This window comes from Salsipaludibacter albus (assembly GCF_019798055.1).
In the GTDB taxonomy this organism is placed as follows: Bacteria; Actinomycetota; Nitriliruptoria; order Nitriliruptorales; family Nitriliruptoraceae; genus Salsipaludibacter; species Salsipaludibacter albus.
The window spans coordinates 1-22857 of record NZ_JAHOPH010000005.1; the positions used below are offsets into that span (position 1 = coordinate 1).

Sequence of the window (22857 nt, forward strand, 5' to 3'; positions counted from 1 at the left end):
TGCGGGGTCGGGCGTGTGGGCGGCGGGGAGGGTGGGCCGTGGCCGCCCAGATCCATGACCAGTGAACCTCGCCGCACGCGGCAGGACCCCGCTCCGGTGCGGTCGAACGACCGCCTCCGCCCTCCGCGAACCCTACTCCCCACGGCTTCCCGATGCCTCTCGTGCCGGCCCGGCACGGCGGAAGTTGCCGACGTCCTGGGCAGCGCCGGTCCGCTCCAGGGCGGCCCGCCACGCCGGCGAGTCTCCCATGGCCCAGCCCAGCAGCCGGTCACTGCCCGCCCCGAGCGCATGGTCGACGCGGTGTCGGGAGAGTCCGAGCACGTCGCAGAACCGGTCCGGCAGGGTCGCGACGGCGGCCCGGAACAACACCCGGTAGCCGGCCGTCTGGGCCCGCCCGAGCGGCGGATCACGCAGGAACGCCACGGCCTCCTCCATGCCGGGGGACGGGCCGACCGCCGGGTGCTCGGCCAGCCACGCGTCGAGCCCGGCGGCCGTGCCCGGCAGGGGGTCCGCGTCCAGCAGTGCACCCAGCCGTCGCTGCTCCGTCACGAACTGGTCCGCCTCGGCCGTGGTGAGGACGTGCCGGGAGTAGGCCCGGTGGGTGGCCAGGAACGAGGCTGCCAGCGCGTTGTGGACCCAGGCGGCGAGGTCGGGCCGGTCCGCGTCGTAGGACCGACCTCGGTGCGAGATGCCCTCGACGCCCCGGTGGCGTCGCCGGACGAACGCGATCGCCTCCTCGGCCTCCGGCATCGAGCCGAAGGCCGTCGCGGTCACGTAGTGGGCGGTCCGCGACAGGCGCCCGAGCGGATCCTCGCGGTAGCGCGAGTGCTGGTCGACCCCGGCCACGACCTCGGGATGCAACGCCTGGATCAGCAGTCCGCGGATCCCGCCGATGAAGGTGGTCGTGCGGCCCATCACGCGCCAGGTCACCGACCCGGGGCCGAACAGGCCGGGGTCACCCCGGTGGTCGAGCGTGTGCACCAGGGGCGGGTCCCCGTGTCCGAACGGCTCGGCAACCGCACCCGCGATCCGGTCCCGGACCCGATCGGGCAGGACACGCGGATCGGGCAGGTTGCGCAGGTCGAGCGCGCGACCGGATCGGCTGCCGGGGGGGCGGCTGCTCGGGGAACGAGTGCTCGGGGAATGGCTGGCCATGACTCTGCCTCCGGGCCCCGCGCCACGTGGGTCGGTGACGGTATCGCGGTCGCTCAGCGACGGACGTCGAAGCCGTCCACGCCCACCGCATCGGTGGTCGACACGTCGATCTCCGCCACGCGCGCGGCCGACGGGCCACCGTCACGCATCCAGTCGAGGACGGCCTCGACCTGCTCCTCGGCGCCCTGCAGGTGGGCCTCGACCTCGCCGTCGGCGGTGTTGCGCACCCACCCGACGAGCCCGTGCCGGCGTGCCTCACGACGGGTCGAGGCACGGAAGAAGACCCCCTGGACCCGCCCGGAGACCCGGACGTGGCGGGCGACGACCGGATCGGTCCCGCCCGCATCGTGCTGGTCGGTGGTGCTCGTCATCGGCATGGTCCTCGCACGGCGGCACTCCCACGATGCTGCCCGACGACGCCGGGACCTGCACGCCCCGACAACGGACGACGCCTCCCCACCGGAGCGGGGAGGCGTGGTGTGTCCGGGCATCCGGCACGATGGCCGGACGGACGGTCGGAGCTGGAGAGGGGATTTGAACCCCTGACCTATCGCTTACGAGGCGATTGCTCTACCAACTGAGCTACTCCAGCAGGACGGGGCGACGATGCGCATGGCGCGGCGACGCGGCCACGCAGCGTACCGGCGGCGTCCGGCCCCACACGCAAGACGTGGGTCGCCATGGCGACCCACGTCCTTCGGGAAGTGTCCCGTGGTGCAGCGTTCCCGCGCATCGAACCCGGATCATAGCAGGAACACCAGGATCAGGTCGTCTCGGCGCGCCTGGGCTCAGTCGCCGGCCAGTCGCTGCTCGGCCCAGGGGTCGGCATGCATGTGGTAGCCCCGTTCCTCCCAGTACCCGGGGACGTCCCGGTCGACCACGCGGAGCTCGGTCAACCACTTGACCGACTTCCAGCCGTAGCGCTGCGGGACGACCAGTCGCACCGGTCCACCGTGGGCCACGTCCAGCGGCCGCCCGTCGTGTGCCCAGGCCACGAGCACGCCGGGCGCGCGGAGGGCCTGCACGGACATGTTGGCCGAGTAGGCAGGATGCCCGTAGGCCAGCACGTGCGAGCCCTCGGGGCGCACGCCGGCCCGGTCCAGCAGGTCCGTGGCCGGGAGGCCGGTCCAGTCGTTGTCGAGTCGCGACCACCCGGTGACGCAGTGGAAGTCGCTGGTCGCCGTCAGCCCGCCGCCGTCGCGCAGCTCGTCCAGCGCGAACACGAGGCGATCGTGGACGCGTCCACTGACCGTCACCGACCACCCGGCGGTGTCGGTCGGCGGGGCCTCGACGTGCAGGACCGGGAACCCGGGCGTGAGGTGCTGGTTCGGGGGCACCCGAACGGGGTCGGAGACGTCGGTGGGGGCACGTCGCATCCCCGCCGACGGGCGGGCGGTGGCCGCGAGGTCGGCGCCGTCGAGGTCGAGCATCCGGCGCGAGACCTGGGTCGCGAACGTGTCCACGAAGGTCCGGTCCTGCTGGTCGGTGACCGGCAGCTCGTCGAGTCGCTGCCGGGCCTGGTCGAGCACGCCGCGGGCACGGTCGCGTGCACGAGCCGGATCGGTGGCGGCGGGGGCGGCCTTGGCGATCTCGTCGGCGCGCACCACCAGCCGCCGGACCTCGGCATGGCCCGGCCGGTCGTGCCCGGTGTCGACGCTCACGGGCGTCGCAGCGCCACCGCGGCGTCGGCCGCGGTCGACAGCAGGTTGCGGGGGGCGAGGGCGGCGGGGACCAGGCGGCGAGGGAGCCCGGGCAGCCGTTGCAGGACGTCCATGACCAGCCCCACGTCGAGGTTCGCACCCACCCAGTCGGGATCGCCCGGCATGGCCGCGTACTCGCCCTGCTGGGCGAGCGACGCCGCGAGCGCGTCGGCGACCCCGGTCGGCATGACCCGGGACTCGTGCCGGTCGGAGACGACCGAGTCGTGGGCCAGCGACGCCACCAGTGGCGCGACCGTGCCCGGGTCGATCGGGGTCACCTGCGACACCAGCGTCCCGGTCAGCACCGGTGGGGGTGCCGGGACCGGTCCCATCAGGTTGGGTGGCAGTCCCCGGACGCCTCGCATGACGTCGACGAGGTCGCGGTAGGCGCCGGTCTCGGGCCCACCCACCTCGATGATCCGGTGTGGTCCCCGGGGGCCGTCGAGCAGGACCTCGACCAGGACGTCGAGGAGGTCGGGCAGCGCGATCGGCTGGCACCGACCGGTGACCCAGGACGGGTGCAGCAGGACCGGCACCGGGGCCTGGGACGCGAACCTGATCAGCTCGTAGGAGGCCGAGCCGGCCCCCAGCACGATCGAGGCGCGAACCTCCGTCACCGGCGTGCCCGTGTCCGCCAGGGTCCGGCCCGTCTCGACGCGTGACCGCAGGTGGGGGGACAGGTCCGCGTCCTCGTCGGCCAGTCCCCCGAGGTAGACGAGGTGTTCGACCCCGGCCAGCGCGGCCGCCTGCGCCATGGTCGAGGCTGCGCGTCGCTCGCTGGCGACGAAGTCCTCGACCGCCTCCTCCATCGCGTGCACGAGGTAGACGACCGCCTCGACGTCGAAGCACGCGTCGGTCACCGAGCGGGCATCGGTGATCTCGCCCTCGACGACACGGACCTCACCACCCCACGGCCGCTGGGCCGCGCGGGCCCGGTCGCGGGTCAGGACCACGACGTCGTGGCCCTGGGCGAGCAGCCGCGGGACGAGCCGCGAGCCGACGAAGCCGGTCGCGCCGGCCACCAGGATGCGCATCGACGGTCCTCGCTCGGGGACGTCCCACTGTACGGCCGGCGAGGCCACCCCGACCGGGCCGACCGGGCCACCCGGGGGGCCCGGCTCGACCCTCGTCCGCAATACCCTCGACACCGCTGCATCGTTCCCACGACCCCGGTTCCCACGTGCCCGACGACCCCGTCACGACCCCCGACCCGGCTCCCCCGACGACCACCGAGCGGGCAGCCGAGGGTGCCCGCCGGAGCCGCCCGTTCCGCCGGCGCCGGTGGCTCGCCGTGGCCACGGTCCTGGTGGCGATGCTGTGGACCGTGCTGCTGGAGACCCTGCCCTTCGGGGGCGTGCTGGGGGCCGCGGTGATCACGGCGGTCGCGATGACCGCCGTGGCGCTGGTCGTCGTGGCCCGGCGCTACTACGACGTCCGGTGGCAGGTCGGCCACGACGTCTGGCTCGCCGCGCCCGTGCTCGCCGTCCACCTGCTCGTGAGCTACATCGCCATCCCCGCGGCCACCGCGGTGATCCCCCTGGTCGGCCGCCAGGCGAACCAGCTCGTCTTCACGGCCACGTCGGACCTGCCCGAGTGGGCCGTTGCGTTGGTCGCGGCACTGCTGGTCGCACCGCTCGAGGAACTGTGGTGGCGTGGCACGCTCCAGACGGTGCTGCGACACGGACGATCGCCGTGGCGCGCCATCGGGCTGACCACCGCCGCGTTCGTCGCCTTCCACCTGCCCACGTTCCAGCTGCCGTTGATGGGGGCGGCCCTGCTGGGCGGGATCGCGTGGGGCTGGCTGCGCGAGCGGACCGACGGCGTGCTCGCCCCGATGCTGGCCCATGCCGGCTGGACCCTGGGCATGGTGCTGGCACCACCCACCTAGGCCTGTTCGGGTCGCACGGTGGACCTCAGCCGCCGGTGAGCGCCGTCACGAGGTCGGCCGGTGGACGGATCGGTCGTCCGCCCGCGTCCGTGGCCGCCGATCGCACGGTGGCGCTGGCCAGGAGGTCGTCATCCCGCAGCAGCCGCTGGTCCCAGATCGAGCTGGCGCGCCGCAGCTGGTCCAGGTCGGTCTCGACCACCAGCCGGTCCCCCAGCCCAGCCGGCGAGCGGAACCGCACCGCCACCTCGACGACGACCAGCTGGATCCCGCGATCGCGCAGCACGTCCAGCCCGAAGCCCAGCTCGTCCAGCAGCTCGACCCGGGCCTGTTCGAAGTAGTTGAGGTAGACCCCGTGGTTGACGTGCCCGTAGGCGTCGAGCTCGTGGAAGCGCACCCGCATGCTGGTCCGCCACGTGCCCACGCCCTGCCTCCTCGACCGGTCGGCGATGAACCTAGCGGTCCGGGTGGCGGGGACGAACGTGGCGTCCGGGTCTAGGCGGCCCGGGTGGAGGCGAAGACCGCCACGGCGACGGGCAGCAGGAGCCGCTCGAGCTGCAGTTGGGGCTGCGCGCTGTTGACCACGACCGCCTCCTGGATGGCCGGGATCTCGGCCAGGGCGGCCAGGGCCGTCGGCACCGGGACGGCGGCGGCGTCCTCGGCGAGGTGGTCGGCGTCGAGGTTGACGACGTCGGCCGGGTCGCCGCCGGACGACATCGCGACCAGGTCACGCAGGTGCAGGCCGAACTCCTCGAGGAACCGGTTGATCGCCTCGAGTCGCACCTGTCGCTGTTCACGGTGGTGGCGGGCCTTCAGCCGCGTGCGCATCCCGGGCGGCCAGCCCCGCTCGCCGAACGACTCGTTGAGCCGCTCGACCTCCGCCGCCTGGCGCTGCTCCTCGGCCGTGGCGCGGGCGTCCGCCCACGCGAGGACCTCGGCGGCGACGGCCCCGACCGCGATCGGGCCCTCGATCCGCAGGCGGGTGACCACGCCCAGGTGCCGCGCCCTCACCAGGCCGGTCTCCAGGACCGGGCCCTGGCCCTCGCTGCGTCCCTTGCACTTGGTGTTGTCGCAGGTGCGCGGCAGTTCCGACGGGTCCATGCCCGCGCCACCCCGCACGAGCCCGCAGGTGGGGCACTCCACCTGGGTGAACTCGGCGAGCCGGTCCGGGGACCCCTGCGCGGCCCGGACCAGGGCCGGGACCCGGTCGTCGTCGACGCCGAGGTCGCGGGCGCGGACCGCGAGGTCCGCGGTGCTCCAGGCGGTCAGGTCGATCCGTCGGCACCGGGACAGGATCGTGTCCAGCAGGGGCGCCACGGTGGTCGTCTCGAGCACCCAGATCGTCGAGGGCGGCGGCTCCTCGAGCACCTTCAGGAAGGCGTTCTGGGTCGACTCGTTCATGCGGTCTGCCTCGACCACCCGGCAGACGCGGCGCCGGCCGTCGACCAGGGTGCGCGAGGCGGTGGGGATCCACTCCTCGCGGACGCTGTCGACCAGGTGGTTGGCGCCCTCCGGACGGAAGGTGACCACGGCGGGGTGGCTGGCACGGGCGATCCGCGTGCAGGTCGCGCAGGTGCCGCATCCCTGGCCGTCGGTGGCGTCGGGGCAGTTCAGCGCGGCGGCGAGGGCGGCGACCAGGTCCTCCTGGCCGACCCCGCGTGGCCCGACCAGCAGCAGGGCGTGGCCCAGGCGATCGGCTGCGAGGGTCTCGCGCAGGCCGCGGGCGGCCGCGGACTGGCCGACCACGTCGTCGAAGGTCGCGACCGTCACGTGCCCGACCCCGGCCCACCACGGGACACGCCCACCTGGGGATCGTCGGCCGCCTCCGACTCCCCGCCGGCCAGGACGTCGTCGGCGGTGTCGCGGTCCAGGTCGAGGCGATCGTCCTCGACCGTGTCGTCATCGGCGTGGTACCCGTCGTCGCCGTCCTCGTCGTCGAGCACGGCCGGCGGCAGCACGTCGGGATCGACGTCGACGGTGGCCGGGTCCAGTCGTCGGAGCACGGCCTCGCGGATCTTGGCGTGACTCTCCTCGGCAGGCCGGGTGGCGTCGACGACCAGGTAGCGGCTGGGCGTCATCGCGGCCAGCCGCCGGAAGGCCTCGTTGACCCGCAGGTGGAAGTCCAGCCCCGCGGACTCCAGCCGGTCCAGGCTGGTCCCGGACCGTCGCAGGCCCTCGTCGGCCGGCACGTCCAGCAGCACGACCAGGTCGGGGGCCACGCCACCGGTCGCCCACCGGTTGAGCCGGGCGACCTCGTCACTGCCCAGGCCACGGCCCACGCCCTGGTAGACGATCGAGGAGTCCACGAAGCGATCGCAGATCACCACCTTGCCCTCCTCGAGCGCCGGCGAGATGACCTCGGACACGTGCTGGGCCCGTGCCGCGGCGTAGATCATCGCCTCGGCCCGGTCCGACATCTCGCGTTCGTCCGGATCGAGCACCAGGTCACGCAGGCGTTCGCCGATCGCCGTGCCGCCCGGCTCACGGGTCAGGATCGGCTCGACCTCCCCCTCGCGCAGGACCTCGGCAAGCAAACGCATCTGGGTGGACTTGCCCGCACCGTCGCCACCCTCGAAGACCACGAACATGCCCCGGGTCCGACCGTCGTGCAACGGCATCCCCCCGGTCAGCTGGAGGGCCCGGTGCACGGCCCAGCCGGAGTAGACCGCACCGACCAGGGCCAGCAGGCCGGCGGCGATCAGGGTGATCCGCACGCCACCGATCTCGTACACGCCGCTGCGCGGTTCGGGGCCGATGACCCCCACCAGGAACGGCGCCATGGTCGTGGCGGCGAACAGCGCGGTCCGCACTCCGGTGTTGAAGGCGCCGAAGGTGCGGCCCCGGATCTCGTCGGCCGAGTACTCCTGGAGCATCGTGTAGCCGGTGAGCAGGGCGATGCCCCCGCCGGCACCCATCAGCAGGGCCGGTGCGATCGCCAGGTCCAGGCGTGGCATCAGCGCGGTCGCGATCAGGGCGCCACCGGCCACGCCGATCGCCGGGGCGAACATGCGCTCCTTGCCCACCCGCGGCTCGAGCCAGGTCGACGCCAGCACGCCCAGGAACAACCCGGTCCCCACGATGCCGGCCAGGATGCCGAACCCGTTGGGGCCGGCGTTGACCATCCCGGCGTAGAACTCGCCCACCGCGATCACCGCGCCGGCCGCCAACGCCGCACCCATGACGCCCATGATGAGCGCACGCACCAGTGGCTGGCCGGCGATGAAGCGCAGGCCCTCCATCATCTGCTCGCCCGCACCGGGTCGCTCCTCGCGCTTGGCGAGGCGCTCGGGCCGTCCCGAGATGCCGGGGATGCGACTGACGAACCAGGCCGACAGCAGGAAGGTCAGGCCGTTGAACCAGAACGCCAGGGCCGACGGACGCGCCTCCAGGAAGGCGATGTCCGGCAGGAACGAGACCAGGCTGACGATCGCGGCGTAGCCGAAGAAGCCCAGCGGGAACGTCCCGTAGGTGGACAGCAGGCTCAGCTGGTTGGCCTGGACCAGGTGCCCGCGCGGCACCAGGTTCGGGATGATGGCGTCCTTGACCGGGATGAACAGCGTCGCCATGACCTCGACCGCGAGGGTCGCCAGGATCAGGGCCCACACGTCCGCGGCGAACGGGATGGCCAGCATCACCAGCGCCCGGCCGACGTCGGTGAAGATCATCAGTCGCCGGCGGTCCCAGCGGTCGGCGAAGACACCGGCGATCGGACCGAGCAGGATGGTCGGCAGGAACCGGGCGGCCAGGACGGCGGAGAGCCCGAACGCGGCCCCGCGGGTGTCGCTGCCCAGGATGCTGGTGGTGAACGCCGTGATCGCGGCGAAGCCCATCCAGTCGCCCAGGGACGACGACAGGCTGGCATAGAGGACCCACTTGAACGGCGACCGCAGCACCGGCCCGAACTGGCCGGCGCCACCGGAGGTGGCCGCGTGGTCCGACGGCGTGTCATCATCCATTCCGCGAAGGGTAACCGTGGGTCGGCGGGATCCTGCCGATGCTCCCCCGGCCATCCGTCGCGCCCGTCGACCTCCCCGCGGTGCTCGCTCGGGAGGTCGGATGGTGGCGGTCCTGGTTGGACGTCACCGCCCGGACGGGGCACGCTGTCGGACCGACCGATCCCCACGTCGCCCGCACCCGTGTCGTGCCTCCGGGTCTCGCCGGGCGAACCATCCTGGAGCCTGCATGGCCACCGCGCCCCCCGCCGACGCCCTCGAGGCCGCGACCTGCTTCCGCTGCGGCGACCCCGGCCGGCTCGAGTTCACGGCCCGGCCCTTCGGCGTGCGCCGCTGCCCGGACTGCGACATCGTGTTCATCTCGCCCCGGCTCGACCTGGACGGGCGCGGGGCGCTCTACGACGACGCCGGCTACTTCGAGGGCAGCGTCTACTCGGGTGCCGGTGACGACGACGAGGGTGGCCTGGCCACCTTCTGGCAGCGCCGCTGGGCGTCGGGCCGGCTGGACACCCTGGCGCGCTACCGGGGCCAGCCGGTCGACACCGCCGACGGCCGCCTGCTCGAGGTCGGCTGCGCCTACGGCCTGTTCGCCGCCCGGGCCCTGGCCCGCGGCTGGGACGTGGCGGCGATGGACGTGTCGGCCGCCGGCGTCGCGGCGACCTCGGCCCGGCTCGGGATCGACGTCCACCACGGACTGCTCGACGACGCCCCGTTCGCACCGTCCAGCTTCGACGTCGTGGCCGCCTGGGACGTGCTCGAACACGTGCCGGATCCCGGGGTCTTCCTGGCCCGGGTCCACGACCTGCTGGTGCCGGGCGGGACCGTGGCGCTGTCGTTGCCGAACGTGGCGTCGCTGCCGGCGCGGTCACTCCGGACGCGGTGGTGGACCCTGCGACCCGACGAGCACATCTGGCACTTCTCGCCGGAGACCCTGGCGGCCACGCTCGCCGATGCCGGGTTCACCCGCATCGCGCTGACCACCAGCCCGCTGACGGCCGGCAACCTCGGCCGCCTCGACTCCATGCTGGCGATGGCCACCCGCCCCGCCTGAGGGGTCAGGACTTCTTCTTCGAGGCCTTCTTCTTCGGGGCGGCCTTCTTCTTGGCCTTGCCCTTCTTCTTCTTGGGCTTCTGCTCGTCGACGTAGGTCAGCGACGGCATCGGGGGGTACTCCTCGGGCTCGGACAGCGGGGTGCCACCGAGCTCGGGGTCGTAGGCCTCGATGCCGGGGACGACCTCCATGGTGGTCACGGTCGGCAGTTCGAAGTCGTCGGCCTCGAACACGTGCTCGAGCTCCGGACCGGCACAGATGACGGTCGGGACCTTGCGGTTCTTCGGCGGCTTGCGCAGGGGCGCACCGCACTCCGGGCACGGATGCGACAGTGGCACGGACCAGACCGCGAACTGGTCGTCGGGGTAGCCCGTCGAGCCCAGGAACGGCTTGCCGTACCGGCTGCGACGCAGCTCCATGAACGATCCGGGATCGGTCGGCGAGCGGAACGCCTTCACCTCGCCGTCGGCGTCCCCCTGGCGATCCATGTAGACCGCCCGGTTCTGGACGTTGAGGATGCCCTTGCACTTCGGGTAGTTCTGGCAGCCGTAGAACAGCCCGTACTTGCCCTCGCGCGGGATCATCAGCCCGCCGTCCTCCGGGCAGACCACGTTGGGGTCGGGCTCCGGCTCGGGCTCCGGCTCGCCCACCGTGCCGTCGTCGTTGAGCGGCAGGGTCCCGTCGCAGTCCGGCCAGCGTGAGCAGGACGCGAACCACTGCTTGGACTTGCCGGAGAACACCCGCTCCATCGGCGAGCCGCACACCGGGCAGTCGGCGGGCTCGACCAGCGGCGTGCGGGGCCGCTCGGGCTTGCGCTCGTCCACCCAGGTGTCGACCTCGTCGAGGAACCTGGTCACGGTGCGACACCACTGCTCGTCACCCGCCGCGATCTCGTCGAGGGTCTCCTCCATGCGCGACGTGAAGTTGACGTCGACCACCTCGGTGAAGTGGTTCTTGAGGAAGACCGTGACGACCTCGCCCAGCGGGGTGGGGAAGAAGCGGCGGGACTCGAGTCGGACGTACTCGCGGTTGACCAGGGTCTGGATGATCGAGGCGTAGGTCGACGGGCGGCCGATGCCCTCGGCCTCCAGGGTCTTGACCAGCGTGGCCTCGGTGAACCGTGGCGGCGGCGTGGTGAAGTGCTGGTTGGCCAGCAGCTCGGCCAGGTCCAGCGCCTGGCCCTCGGTGATCTCGGGGAGCGAGTCGGCGTCGCGCTCGTCGTCCTCGGCATCGGGGTCACGCCAGTTCGTGTAGACCTTGATGAAGCCGTCGAACTTGAGCACCTGCCCGGTGATCCGGAAGGTGAACTCCTGCTCGGCATCGACGACGTCGGCCGAGACCCGGTCCTTGATGGCGTCGGCCATCTGGGTGGCGACGGTGCGCTTCCAGATCAGGTCGTACAGGCGCAGCTGGTCGGTCGACAGCTGGCTGGCGACACGGTCGGGCGAGCGGAACGCCGAGGTCGGACGGATCGCCTCGTGTGCCTCCTGGGCGCCCTTGGTCTTGCCGCTGTACTGCCGCGGCTTGGCGAGGGTGTAGCGGTCACCGAACTTCTCGTCCACGAGGCTGGTGATCTCGCCGACGGCCTGGCTGGACAGGTTCACCGAGTCGGTGCGCATGTAGGTGATCAGCCCGACCTCCTCGCCCTCGATGCGCATGCCCTCGTAGAGCTGCTGGGCGACCCGCATGGTCCGTGCCGCGGAGAAGCCGAGCCGGTTGGCGGCGTCCTGTTGCAGCGTGGAGGTGGTGAACGGTGCCTTCGGGCGCTGCTTGGCCTCGGTGCGGCGCACCTCGGCGACGTGGTAGTCACGCCCCGTGGCGCGTTCGACGATGTCGTCGGCAGCCTCCTGGTCGCCGACCAGCAGCAGCTCGGCCAGTTTCTTGTCGTTGCCCTCGTGCTTCTCGATGTCCTGGGGCTTGGCGATGCGGCGGTCCCCGACCGCGTACAGCCGTGCGTCGTAGGTGTCGGTGGCGTCCTCGGCGTCGGCCATCGTGGCGTCGAAGTCCCAGTACTCCTGGGGATCGAACGCGCGGATCTCGTTCTCGCGGTCGACGATGATGCGCAGGGCCACCGACTGGACGCGCCCGGCCGAGATGCCCGACGAGACGGTCCGCCACAGCACCGGTGAGAGCCGGTAGCCCACGATCCGGTCGACGGCGCGCCGGGCCTGCTGGGCGTCGACCAGGTCCAGGTTGAGCGTCCGCGGCGCGGCGAACGCCTCCTGGATCGCCTCCTTGGTGATCGAGTCGAAGGTCACCCGGTGCGTGGTCTCGACGTCCAGGCCGAGCTCGTCGGCGATGTGCCAGGCGATGGCCTCGCCCTCGCGGTCGAGGTCGGGGGCGAGCCAGACCGTGGCCTCCTTGGCGGCCTTGCGCAGGGCCGACACGTGCTTCTTGGAGCCGTCCGGGACGATGTAGGTGAGGTGGCAGCCGCCCGCCTGCTCGACCTCGATCGCGAAGTCGGACCGGGGCAGGTCGCGGATGTGGCCGTAGGAGGCCAGGACCTCGTAGTCGTTGCCGAGGTAGCGCTGGATCGTCTTGGCCTTGGCGGGCGACTCGACGATGACGAGGTTGTCTGCCACGTGCTCACTTCCCCCGGGGAGATGGATGCCGAGCGGGATGGCTCGACTGGCCGAGTTGCTGGTCCGCTCGACACGGGTCAAGGTGCGCCCTGGGCCCCCTCCCGTCAAGCCGGCACTGCCGCGAGACGTCCTGTGGGCCATCCGGCGACGGCTGGCCCCCTAGGGGGCCGACCACCGCAGCGTGTCGTGCGCACAACGCGCACCTCGGTCGAGTCGACCCGCCGGCGGCCGTCCCCGAACCCGCGTCGGGCACCCCGATCCCGATCCGAGACCCGGCCCCACGGGGGCTGGTTCCGTGGCGTGTGGCAGATGTGGCCGTCAGGTAGTCTGCCCGACGGCTTCGCCGGTCCTCCCGAACCGGCCGTCGCGCACGCCCATTCGAACCTTCCATCACGGTCCCGCCCGGCACGGGCATGGCTTCGCTCGCCCGCACGGCGAGCCGCTGCGGACCGTCGGAGTCGAGGTGGCGAGCCGCCCGCCGGCGGCGACGGTCCCACGAGAGCCGGGCCCACCCGTCCGGCGGAGACCACCCACGTCCACACACACGTTCCACCACGAAAGCTCAGGAGCTCATCCATGGGTGTCATCCCGTACCTGTCGGCCGCTGCGGCCCTCGCAGGCCTCGCCCTGGCCTGGTACTTCAGCCGCATCGTCAACCGCGCCGACCCCGGCAACGAGGTCATGCAGGAGCTGGCCGCCGCGATCCGCGAGGGGGCCCAGGCCTTCCTGCGTCGCGAGTACCAGTGGGTCGCGGTGTTCGTGGTGGTCATGACGGTCCTGATCGCCGTCGTGCTCCCGTACGGCGCGCCGTGGGGTGCCGTGGCCTACCTGATGGGCGCCATCTTCTCCGCGATCGCCGGCGTGGTCGGCATGCAGATCGCCACCTCCGCCAACGTGCGGACGGCCAATGCCGCCCGTGACGGCGCCGAGAAGGCCCTGCCGCTGGCGTTCAAGGGTGGGGCCGTCATGGGCTTCACCGTGGCCGGGATGGGGCTGCTGGGGATCTCGCTGGCCTACATCATCTTCATCCACATCCTGGGCGTCGACGACGCCTTCAGCGTGGTGGCCACCTTCGGGCTGGGCGCCTCCTCGATCGCGCTGTTCGCCCGCATCGGTGGTGGCATCTACACCAAGGCCGCCGACGTCGGTGCCGACCTGGTCGGCAAGGTCGAGGCCGGCATCCCCGAGGACGACCCCCGCAACCCCGCCACCATCGCCGACAACGTCGGCGACAACGTGGGTGACGTCGCCGGCATGGGCGCCGACCTGTTCGAGTCCTACGCCGGGTCGATCGTCGCACCGATCGTCCTCGCCGCACTGCTGTTCGGTGGCTTCCTGACCGGCAACGCCGGCGAGATCACCGAGATCACCGAGGGCTCGCTGCTCCAGGCCACGTTCCTGTTCCCGCTGCTGATCGCCGCGATCGGCATGATCGCGTCGATCATCGGCGCCCTGCTGGTCCGGGGTCGCCCCGGCCGGTCGCTGTCCTCCCAGCTGCACTTCGGCACCAACCTCGCCATGGTCCTGACCGGTGTCGCGGCGCTGGCCGCCGGTTGGTGGCTGTTCGCCGACGTCGACGAGGTCGGCAACGGCCTGCTGCTCGGACTGGTGATCGTGATCGGCCTGGCGGCCGGCTACGCGATCGGGTTCGTCTCCGAGTACTACACCTCCGACCACTACAGCCCCGTCAAGAAGCTGGCGGCCCAGTCCGAGACCGGTCCCGCGACGGTCATCATCGCCGGCATCGCCGACGGGATGATCTCCACGGTCGCCTCGGTCATCCTGATCGTGGCCGCCCTGGCCGGCTCCTACGGCCTCGGTGAGGTCGCCTTCAACATCGACGGCGGCGGGCTGTACGCCGCCGCCCTGGCCGCCATCGGGATGCTCGCCACCACCGGCGCCGTCGTCGCGGTCGACGCCTACGGCCCGATCTCCGACAACGCCGGTGGGATCGCCGAGATGGCCCACCTGCCCCCCGAGGTCCGCGAGGTCACCGATGGGCTCGACTCGCTGGGCAACACCACCGCCGCCGTCGCCAAGGGCTTCGCCATCGGCTCGGCCGCGCTGACCGCGCTCGCCCTGTTCCGCTCCTACACCGCGGCCGTCGGCCTGGACGTCATCGACCTCACCTCGGTCGAGGTCATCTCCGGGCTGTTCCTGGGCTCGATGGCCACCTTCGCCTTCGCCGCGATGACCATGAAGTCGGTCGGGCGAGCCGCCCAGGCGATGATCGTGGAGGTCCGCCGCCAGTTCGCCGAGATCCCCGGCCTGCGCGAGGGCAAGGAGGGCGTCAAGCCCGACTCGGCCCGCTGCGTGGACATCTCGACCGCCGCGTCGCTGAAGGAGATGGTCCTGCCGGGGTCGCTGGCCGTCGTGCTGCCCCTGGCCGTGGGCTTCTTCTCGCCCGCCGCGCTCGGAGGCCTGCTCGCGGGCGCCCTCGCCACCGGGTTCATGCTGGCCATCTACATGGCCAACGCCGGTGGGGCGTGGGACAACGCCAAGAAGTACATCGAGGCCGGCCACCACGGTGGCAAGGGCTCGGAGGCCCACAAGGCGGCCGTCACCGGCGACACCGTCGGTGACCCGTTCAAGGACACCTCCGGCCCGGCCATGAACATCCTCATCAAGGTCATGACCATCGTCTCGCTGGTGTTCGCCCCGGCCTTCCTCTAGGTCGACACCGCACCTCCAGCCCGAACGGGTCGCCTCCGGGCGACCCGTTCGGCGTTCCACCCGTGTTCCACACGGACCGAACGCCATCACCCAGCTGTGCGCCGAGCCCGCTGGCGTTCCACCCGGGCACCACACGGACCGAACGCCATCACCCAGCTGTGCGCCGAGCCCGCTGGCGTTCCACCCGGGCACCACGCGGGCCGAACGCCAGACGCGAGTGCGGGCGGTCGGCGGGGCCGGGGATCAGAACAGGGAGGTGTCGTCGCGCTCGGGGTCGTCGGCTGCTGCGGACTCCGGGACGAGGCGCTCGTCGGTGACGGCGGCGCTGGTCGGCTCGTCGGGTTCCGGCGGGCTGGTGGTCGTCGGCGGGTCCAGCAGCGCCAGCCAGGCGGGCTCGCCACGCCGGTCGCCGTCGTCCGCGGTGCCACCCCGGTCGTCGCCGGCCTCGGCGGGGTCGTCGCCCTCGACCTCGGCAGGGGCGTCGGCCGGGTCGACCGGGTGGCCGTCCTCCTCCGTGACGTCGGGACGGCCGTTGCCGGCGAGCCCGTCGTCGGCCCGGTCCTCGCTCGGCCACGGGTGGGACGCGGTCAGGGCGGACGCGTGGTCCACCTCGGCAGCCGGTGCCCCGTCGTCGGGGGTCTCGTGGGCCCCCTGGACCTCGGCGACCACGCCCGAGGGCATCACGACGTCGAAGCCGTGCTGGCGTGACAGGTCGGTCAGCAGCTCGACCATCCGGTTGCGCTGGCGGCGCTGCAACCCGGCACTGGCCGGCACCGAGATCGGGGGTCGGCCACCCTTGGGCACGACCACGAGGGCGGCCCGGAACCAGCCCGGACGACGCACCTCGACGTGGTCGATGCCGGCCCACAGGAGCCGGTGCTCGCGGAAGGCGTGCACGGTCAGGATCCCGTGGCGGTCGAGCACGGCACGCTGGCGCCACCACGCCAGTGCCAGCACGAACGCCAGGATCGCCGCCGGCAGTTCGAAGGCGAGGCTGCGGGTGTCGACCCACAGGATCACCCCGGCAGCGAGGAAGCCCAGCCCGACCAGTCCCCAGATCGAGGCCACCAGTCGACTGCGACGCTGCCCGAGTATCACCTGCGCCCCATCGCCACGACCCAGGGACGACGACGGTCCACGATCGGGTCACCACGCAGCTCGACGGTCACGTCGGAGAAGCCGTGGTTGTCCAGCAGGGACTGCACCTCGCCCTCCGTGGCCTGGCTGCGATGGACCGGTCCGAGGACCTGGTCGTCCACGAGCTCCATGTCCGCCGTCCCCCGGTAGCACGAAAAGTACACCGGGCCCGAGCCCATTCGCGTCATCAGGTGCCCGAAGACGTGCGGCCACTGCGCCCGCGGGAGGTGCGTGAAGGCCGACGACAACCACATGCCGGAGAAGGTGTCGACGGGGAAGGGCAGGTCGTGCATGAAGGCTCGGACCAGCGCGTGACGCGGCATCAGCAGGCGGGCGTGGCGGAGCGCACCGAGCGACGCGTCGATGCCGACCGGGTGGAGCCCTGCGTCGGACAGCAGGCGCAGGTCGTTGGCGGGCCCGCAGCCGATGTCGGCGACCAGCGCGCCACGGCCGGCCCACTCGGCGAACCGGTGGACGCTGGTCGACGGCCGCTTCATCCGGAACAGCTGCTGGTAGGCGTCCGCGTGTTCGTCGTAGGCCGCGATGCTCGCCAGCGTGCGGTCATCGACCTCCACGTACACCTCCACCCACCCGCGCGGCCCTCGGCCGCCGGGAACGTCGTCATCGCCCTCGAAGGGTAGTCCGTGCCGGCCGACCCCCTTCCGCGTGGCCCACGACGGCGCGGCACACTCGACGCCGGCCGTCCGCTCCGGACAGGCCCGATCGGATCGACGGGCACCTCCGGTGGTGCCCCCCGGCCCGTGTCCAGCCGTCCCCGACCGAGGTGCCCCGTGGATCCGCGCGACATCCTCGAGCTGGTGGCGGCCAGCTCGGCGTCGGGTGCCACCGCCTCAAGCGCCCGGCACGGCTCGACCGCCGACGGCCACATGGAAGACGACGAGGGGCTGGTCCACGTCAGCCGGCTGCCGGCACGCACGCCCGACTGGCGTGACCTGCCGCCCATGGACGACCTGCTCGCCAGCCGGCTGTCGATGCTCGGGATCGACCGGGCGTTCTCCCACCAGGTCGACGCGATCGAGGCGGTCCGGGCCGGCCGGCACACGATCGTGGCGACCGGCACCGCGTCGGGCAAGAGCCTCGCCTACCAGGTCCCGGTGATCGACACGCTGCTGGGCGACGACACGGCCACGGCGCTGTACCTGTCCCCCACCAAGGCGCTGGCGCGGGACCAGTTGCGCCAGGTCCGCGCGTTCCGGCTGCCCGGGGTCCGCGCCGCCGTCGTGGACGGCGACACCCCGACCAGCGAGCGGGACGCGATCCGCCGCCGGGCCAACCTGGTCCTGACCAACCCCGACCTGCTGCACCACTCGGTCCTGCCCGGCCATCGGTACTGGGGCGACTTCCTGCACCGGCTGCGCCACGTCGTGGTGGACGAGGCCCACACGGCCCGCGGGGTGTTCGGCTCGCACGTGTCGCTGGTCCTGCGACGGCTGCGACGCTTGCTCGAGCGCTACGACGCCGACCCGACCTTCGTGCTGGCGTCGGCGACGATCGGCAACCCCGCCGACCACGCCGCCGCCCTGACCGGCCTGGAGGTCGAGGCCGTGGTCCGGGACGGGTCAGGCCGAGGGCCGCTGGAGATCGGCCTGTGGCAGCCCCCGTTCGACGACCGAGCGGACGGGCGTCGCCGGTCCCTGCTGGGAGAGGTCGGTGACCTGCTGGCGTCGTTCGTCGCGGCCGGCACCCAGACGTTGGTCTTCACCGGGTCGCGCAAGGCTGCGGAGGTCATCGCCGGCAACGCCCGCGACCGGCTCGATGCCGAACTGCGCGCCGGTGTGCGGTCCTACCGGGCCGGCTACCTGCCCCAGGAGCGACGCGACCTGGAGGAACGACTCCGCGACGGCCGGATCCGGGGCCTCGCGGCGACGTCGGCACTGGAGCTGGGCATCGACGTGGCGGGCCTGGACGCCGTGGTGCTGGCGGGCTACCCGGGAACGATCGCGTCGATGTGGCAGCGGTTCGGACGCGCCGGGCGGGGTGGCGAGGCCGCGATCGGCGTGCTGGTGGCGGGCGAGGACCCGCTGGACCAGTACCTGGTCCACCATCCGGACCAGCTGCTGGGGCGCTCCGCCGAGGACGCCATCATCGACCCGCAGAACCGCTACCTGCTCGGCCCGCACCTGCGCTGTGCCGCGCACGAGGCGCCGCTGGACGTCGAGGACGCGCCCCGCTGGTTCGGACCGGCCGCGACCGACGTGCTGGATGACGAGGTCGCGGCGGGACGGCTCCGGGCCCGCGCCGGCAAGGTGCACTGGACCGGTCGACGTGGTCCGGCCGGCGATGTCGACCTGCGCTCGATCGGTGGTGGCGAGGTGCGGATCATCGACGCCGAGACCGGTGCCCTAGTGGGCACGGTCGACAGCGCCCGTGCCCGCGACACCGTCCACGAGGGTGCGATCTACCTGCACCAGGGGACGACCTGGGAGGTCGCGGCGCTGGACCTCGAGCGGGGCCTCGCGGCGGCCGAGCGGGTCCGGACCAACCACACCACCCGCCCACGGCGTGACACCGACGTGCAGATCGTCGACGAGCTCGAGCATCGCGACCTGGGCGCCGTCCAGCTCGCACTGGACCGGGTCGCGGTGACGAACACGGTGACGGGCTACGACCTGCTGCGGCTGGGTTCCCGCGACGTGCTCGCGAGCGTCCCCCTGGACCTGCCACCGCTGCACCTGGACACCGTGGCGGTCCGCTGGACGATCACCGAGGACGCGCTGGGCGCCGTCGGGGGCGGACTGCTGCCACGTCGCTGGCCGGGCTCGCTGCACGCCGCCGAGCACGCCGCGATCGGCATGCTGCCGTTGCTGGCGCTGTGCGACCGCTGGGACATCGGTGGGCTGTCGACCGTCCGGCATGCCGACACGGGACTGCCGACCGTGTTCGTGTACGACGGCCACCAGGGTGGTGCCGGGCTGGCCGAGACGTCGTTCCGACGCTTCGCGGAGCACGTGGAGGCGACCCGGGACGTGGTCGCGGGCTGCCGCTGCGACTCGGGCTGTCCGTCGTGCGTGCAGTCCCCCAAGTGCGGCAACGGCAACGACCCGCTGGACAAGGCGGGGGCCGTGGACGTGCTGGTGCGCCTGCTCGCCGCGACCTGAGTCCGGGCGTCCCGGTCACCGCGGCGCCGGTCATGGTGGGACCAGCCGGGCCCGACCGGTGGCCGTCACCACGGGACCGGCCACCTGCACCAGCGGACCGAGGTCCGGGAGGTCGACGGCGACCTCGACCTCCACGGGCAGGCGGTCGCAGGTGCAGCGGGTGAGCCGGGCTCCCATGGCGGTCGCGACCCGCTGGGCTGCCACGTGGGGATCCGTGGACCCCGCCGGACCGGCGTGCGCCCCGGCGGCGGCGAGGGCGGCGTGGTCGGCCGCACCGTCGGCGACCGCCCGGGCACGCAGGAGCACCCCGACGTGGACGGCGACGGTGAGCACGACCAACGCCGCGAACAGCGCGAGGATCGTGACCAGCAACGCGTTGCCGGCGGGGTCGCGGCACCGGTTCACGGCGGCACCACCGGCTCGACCATGGCTGCCGCCCGACCGACCACGGAGCGTTCGGCGCCCAGCAGGTCGTGCTGCACCCGGACGTCGACCGTGACGACCTCCCCGACACGACGGGGGCCGACCTGGACGACGGCATCCGGTCCGGCGACGGCCACGACCCCGCGGACCACCGGCGCGTCGTCGGCATGGACCGCGGCCAGGCGGGCGCCCACCCTGGCCGCCTCCTGGACGACCAGGCTGGTGCGCACGACCGCGACCAGGGACAACACCCCGACGACCAGCAGTGCCACCAATGGCAAGGCCAGGGCGAACTCCAGCGCGACGACCCCACGTTCGGATGCCCGCACGATCGACCTGGGGCCGGCGGGCACCCGGCGGCGAGCCCGGCCGGTCACAGGCCGACGAGGTCGGACACGCGGTCGAGGATCGAGCCCAGCAGGGCGCTGATGCCCCCACTGGTGGCCCATTCGAGCAGGACCGAGACGATCGTCGCGGCGACCACGGCCAGCAGGCCGTACTCGGTCGCGACGGAGCCGTCCTCGGACGACGCGCGCCCCGCGGCGGTCGTCCCGTCGGACGTGGTGGGCTCGCTCGACGCCGCAGGGTGGTCCCCGCGGGTGGGCGATCGATGGCGCAGCTCGATGACGCGGGCAGGGACGGGCTGTCGACCGGCGCCTGCCGACGGGTCGGCGAGGGGATGGTGGTGTGGACGGGTGGGCATGGATCCTCCGATCCGGTTCAGGGGCCCGCCACCCGCGCCAGCCCGTCGAGCACGATCGGGGCACCGATCGCCAGGACGGTGGCGGGGACGAGCACGAGGGCAGTGGGGAAGGTCAGTCGGGCAGGAAGCCGGGCGACGGCAGCCCGCTCGCGGGCGGCGTCGTCCGCCCGGAGCCGGTTCGCCAGGTCACGCAGCACCGGGGCACCCGGGGCACCGGTCGTGGCCAGGTCGCGCACGGTCGGGCCCAGCGGGCCCAGCGCCAGCTCGCGGTCCTCGCCGTGGGAGTCCCGGGGCCGTCCGTCGGCCGGAAGCTCGGGACGCAGGGCCAGGTCCATCGCGGTCGCTCGCAGGGCACGGGCGAGCTCGGCCCGCCCATCGTGTCTGGCATCGCCCCTCCCGCCGACGTCGAGCCGGTCCCCGGCGAGCCGCAGCGCGGCGGGCAGGTCGTGGCCGGCCGACACCGCGACCGCGACCAGGTCGGTGGCCAGTGGCAGGTGGGGTGACGGCTCCGACGGCCGCGGCCGCATCCGGGCCGCGACGAGTACGGCCACGACCACCCCGGGGACGGGGCCCGCCAGCCACCACGTGAGCGGCACCACCACGACCAGCCATCGCGGTGCGGTCGATCGGTGCTGCTGGGGTCGATCCGCGCGGGACAGGATCGCACGCATCCACAGCCAGGCGACCGCGAGCAGCACGGCGACCACGCCCAGCACGATCCGGCCGAGCGGATCGTCGAGGAAGAAGGCGCCGAGGTCGACCCCGGTGACGGCCGCCAGCCCCGGGACGGCCAGGATCGGCAGGGCCAGCAGGGACCTCGCGACCGTCCGGGCCGGGGCGATCGCGGCCAGGCGCTCGTCGGCGACCCGGCGACGTCGCTCCGCACCGTCCAGTGCGGCCGCCACGACGGGTTGGAGCGGGGCACCGCACGCCCTGGCCAGCCCGACCATGTCGGCGACGTCGGGCTCGAGGTCGGCCAGGGCATGGTCGTCGAGGTCGTGGCCTCCGACGCCGGTGCGCAGGCGCAGCAGGGCGCGATCCCGCCGTGCCAACGACGCGGGATCAGATCCCGCCCGGCGGCCACTCGCCAGCCCCGGAAGCCTCATGCCCGCCACCGTTCGTCGAGCACGCGGACACCGTCGTTGGTGGTCACGGCAACCACCCGGTCGACCCGGCGCCGCCGACCGTCCCGGACCAGCGACACCACCACGTCCACGGCGGCGTCGACCTGGGCACGTGCGGCGGCCAGCGGGAGCCCCGCCTGCAGCGCCATCCCCTCCAACCGGACAAGGGCATCGCCCGGGGAGTTGGCGTGGACGGTGGTCATCGTGCCGTCGTGACCGGTGTTCATCGCCTGGAGGAGGCTCGCGACCTCGGGACCACGGACCTCGCCGACCACCAGCCGGTCGGGGCGCATCCGCAGGGCGTGGCGGACCAGGTCGGCCAGTGACACGCCACCACCGCCGTCAGGTGCCGGCTCGACCACGCCCAACGCCACGGCGTGCCGGCTGGGGTGGCCCAGCTCGGGCGTGTCCTCCAGCACCACGACCCGGTCGTCGCCGACCTCGGCCAGCAGCCGGGCGAGCAGGGTCGTCTTGCCGGATCCGGCGCGGCCGGCCACCACGAGGTTGCGACGTGCCGCCACCAGCTCGACCAGCACCTCGCGCAACTCGGCGGGGACGCTGCCGGAGGCCGCCAGGTCCTCCCAGGTCGGCACGACCGAGGCCACGCGTCGCAGGGTCAGGACCGGCCCGGCCACCACCGGTGGAATGGCCGCGTGCAGGCGGATCCCGCCCGGCAGCGTCGCGTCGACACAGGGGTGACCCCGGTCGAGTCGTCGGGCGGTCGGCGCCAGGGCGCGCCGGATCGTGGCGAGCATCGCCCCGTCGTCGCGGAACGACACGGCCGTGCGCTCGAGCCGTCCGTGGCGGTCGACCCAGACCTCGTGCGGGCCGTTGCAGCACACGTCGGTGACGGCCGGGTCACGCAGCAGGCGATCGAGCGGCCCCAGACCGGCGATCTCGTCGACGAGGTCGCGCACCAGCGCCGCCCAGTGGGCCGGGGCCAGCACGACGCCCTCGGCGGCCAGCGCCCGGGCGACGGCCCGACGGACGACCACCCGGTCGGTGCGGTCCCGACCGGCTGCCTCGTCGGCCACCACCCGGTCCAACACGGCGGCGTGCAGGACGTCGTCGACCCCGTCGGCTCCCGGGACGACACGCCCCGACGGTCCGCCGCGCAGGCGACTCACCCGGGCAGACGGCCCCATCGAGGACGGGGCAGCCCGGTCCGAGCGCGCACGAGGGGACATGGATCCGGCTTCCTGTCGCCCCCGACAGCCACCAGGGACCAGGAACCTACGACGCCCACCCGAACAGGCGGGACCCGCGCCGACCCTGCTGTGGACAACGACCCCGCGGGGCCCCAGCACCGGAACGGTCCCGCGAGCACGGTCGACCCGCGCCAGCCCGTCAGGC

At 73.2% G+C, this 22857-nt stretch carries 19 protein-coding genes and 1 tRNA gene; 4 read left to right on the forward strand and 16 right to left on the reverse strand.

The features are described from left to right. Nucleotides 1–132: 132 nt before the first annotated feature. The 5 genes from KR546_RS04640 to KR546_RS04660 form a co-directional block, all read right to left on the reverse strand. Nucleotides 133–1155: an oxygenase MpaB family protein gene (locus KR546_RS04640; protein WP_238443538.1), complete on the reverse strand. Its 1023-nt coding sequence runs from the start codon at nucleotides 1153–1155 to the stop codon at nucleotides 133–135. A gap of 53 nt (nucleotides 1156–1208) precedes the next feature. Further along, entirely contained in the window at nucleotides 1209–1526 is a 318-nt protein-coding gene (locus KR546_RS04645) for an acylphosphatase (RefSeq protein WP_238443539.1), read from the reverse strand. Between the two features lie 148 nt (nucleotides 1527–1674). Further along, nucleotides 1675–1747: transfer RNA gene (locus KR546_RS04650), tRNA-Thr, on the reverse strand. A gap of 196 nt (nucleotides 1748–1943) precedes the next feature. Then, nucleotides 1944–2816: a molybdopterin-dependent oxidoreductase gene (locus KR546_RS04655; RefSeq protein WP_238443540.1), complete on the reverse strand. Its 873-nt coding sequence runs from the start codon at nucleotides 2814–2816 to the stop codon at nucleotides 1944–1946. Then, nucleotides 2813–3889 carry an NAD(P)H-binding protein gene (locus tag KR546_RS04660; protein ID WP_238443541.1) on the reverse strand — a complete coding sequence of 359 codons (1077 nt, stop codon included), beginning with the start codon at nucleotides 3887–3889 and terminating at the stop codon, nucleotides 2813–2815. Before KR546_RS04660 ends, KR546_RS04655 begins: the two co-directional genes overlap by 4 nt. Nucleotides 3890–4035: 146 nt before the next feature. Between KR546_RS04660 and KR546_RS04665 the strand changes: the two genes are divergently transcribed. Beyond that, a complete protein-coding gene (locus tag KR546_RS04665) occupies nucleotides 4036–4743 on the forward strand; it encodes a CPBP family intramembrane glutamic endopeptidase (RefSeq protein WP_238443542.1) in 708 nt (235 codons plus the stop codon). A gap of 25 nt (nucleotides 4744–4768) precedes the next feature. Here the strand turns inward: KR546_RS04665 and KR546_RS04670 are convergent, their stop codons facing one another. The 3 genes from KR546_RS04670 to tmk form a co-directional block, all read right to left on the reverse strand. After that, a complete protein-coding gene (locus KR546_RS04670) occupies nucleotides 4769–5164 on the reverse strand; it encodes an acyl-CoA thioesterase (RefSeq protein ID WP_238443543.1) in 396 nt (131 codons plus the stop codon). Nucleotides 5165–5235: 71 nt separating this feature from the next. Further along, nucleotides 5236–6510, reverse strand: coding sequence for a DNA polymerase III subunit (locus tag KR546_RS04675; RefSeq protein WP_238443544.1), 1275 nt, complete (start codon nucleotides 6508–6510; stop codon nucleotides 5236–5238). After that, complete coding sequence (tmk, locus tag KR546_RS04680; RefSeq protein ID WP_238443545.1) at nucleotides 6507–8696, reverse strand: dTMP kinase; 2190 nt, start codon at nucleotides 8694–8696, stop codon at nucleotides 6507–6509. The genes KR546_RS04675 and tmk overlap by 4 nt, the downstream gene beginning before the upstream one ends. A 226-nt stretch (nucleotides 8697–8922) precedes the next feature. On the opposite strand from tmk, the gene KR546_RS04685 reads away from it, so the two are divergent. Continuing rightward, nucleotides 8923–9744 carry a class I SAM-dependent methyltransferase gene (locus KR546_RS04685; protein ID WP_238443546.1) on the forward strand — a complete coding sequence of 274 codons (822 nt, stop codon included), beginning with the start codon at nucleotides 8923–8925 and terminating at the stop codon, nucleotides 9742–9744. Nucleotides 9745–9748: 4 nt separating this feature from the next. Here the strand turns inward: KR546_RS04685 and topA are convergent, their stop codons facing one another. Then, nucleotides 9749–12325, reverse strand: a complete 2577-nt coding sequence (gene topA / locus KR546_RS04690; RefSeq protein WP_238443547.1) for a type I DNA topoisomerase — start codon at nucleotides 12323–12325, stop codon at nucleotides 9749–9751. Nucleotides 12326–12901: 576 nt separating this feature from the next. Between topA and KR546_RS04695 the strand changes: the two genes are divergently transcribed. After that, nucleotides 12902–14998, forward strand: coding sequence for a sodium-translocating pyrophosphatase (locus KR546_RS04695; protein ID WP_238443548.1), 2097 nt, complete (start codon nucleotides 12902–12904; stop codon nucleotides 14996–14998). 243 nt (nucleotides 14999–15241) lie between these two features. Here the strand turns inward: KR546_RS04695 and KR546_RS04700 are convergent, their stop codons facing one another. Next, nucleotides 15242–16096 (reverse strand): hypothetical protein, encoded by an 855-nt coding sequence (locus tag KR546_RS04700; RefSeq protein ID WP_238443549.1) that lies wholly within the window; start codon nucleotides 16094–16096, stop codon nucleotides 15242–15244. Beyond that, complete coding sequence (locus KR546_RS04705) at nucleotides 16093–16710, reverse strand: class I SAM-dependent methyltransferase (protein WP_238443550.1); 618 nt, start codon at nucleotides 16708–16710, stop codon at nucleotides 16093–16095. Before KR546_RS04705 ends, KR546_RS04700 begins: the two co-directional genes overlap by 4 nt. A 312-nt stretch (nucleotides 16711–17022) precedes the next feature. On the opposite strand from KR546_RS04705, the gene KR546_RS04710 reads away from it, so the two are divergent. Beyond that, entirely contained in the window at nucleotides 17023–19254 is a 2232-nt protein-coding gene (locus KR546_RS04710) for a DEAD/DEAH box helicase (protein ID WP_274387620.1), read from the forward strand. A 30-nt stretch (nucleotides 19255–19284) separates the two neighbouring features. Here KR546_RS04710 and KR546_RS04715 read toward each other — a convergent pair whose 3' ends face one another. Genes KR546_RS04715 through KR546_RS04735 form a run of 5 tightly spaced genes read right to left on the reverse strand, consistent with a single transcriptional unit; the run spans nucleotide 19285 to nucleotide 22691 of the window. After that, the gene (locus KR546_RS04715; RefSeq protein WP_238443552.1) at nucleotides 19285–19659 is read right to left on the reverse strand and encodes an Rv3654c family TadE-like protein; all 375 of its coding nucleotides are present in this window, start codon (nucleotides 19657–19659) and stop codon (nucleotides 19285–19287) included. After that, nucleotides 19656–20006, reverse strand: a complete 351-nt coding sequence (locus tag KR546_RS04720) for a TadE family type IV pilus minor pilin (RefSeq protein ID WP_238443553.1) — start codon at nucleotides 20004–20006, stop codon at nucleotides 19656–19658. The genes KR546_RS04715 and KR546_RS04720 overlap by 4 nt, the downstream gene beginning before the upstream one ends. Before the next feature lie 44 nt (nucleotides 20007–20050). After that, entirely contained in the window at nucleotides 20051–20380 is a 330-nt protein-coding gene (locus tag KR546_RS04725) for a hypothetical protein (RefSeq protein ID WP_238443554.1), read from the reverse strand. Between the two features lie 17 nt (nucleotides 20381–20397). Further along, a complete protein-coding gene (locus KR546_RS04730) occupies nucleotides 20398–21486 on the reverse strand; it encodes a hypothetical protein (protein ID WP_238443555.1) in 1089 nt (362 codons plus the stop codon). After that, entirely contained in the window at nucleotides 21483–22691 is a 1209-nt protein-coding gene (locus tag KR546_RS04735) for a TadA family conjugal transfer-associated ATPase (protein WP_238443556.1), read from the reverse strand. The genes KR546_RS04730 and KR546_RS04735 overlap by 4 nt, the downstream gene beginning before the upstream one ends. Between the last annotated feature and the right edge of the window lie 166 nt (nucleotides 22692–22857).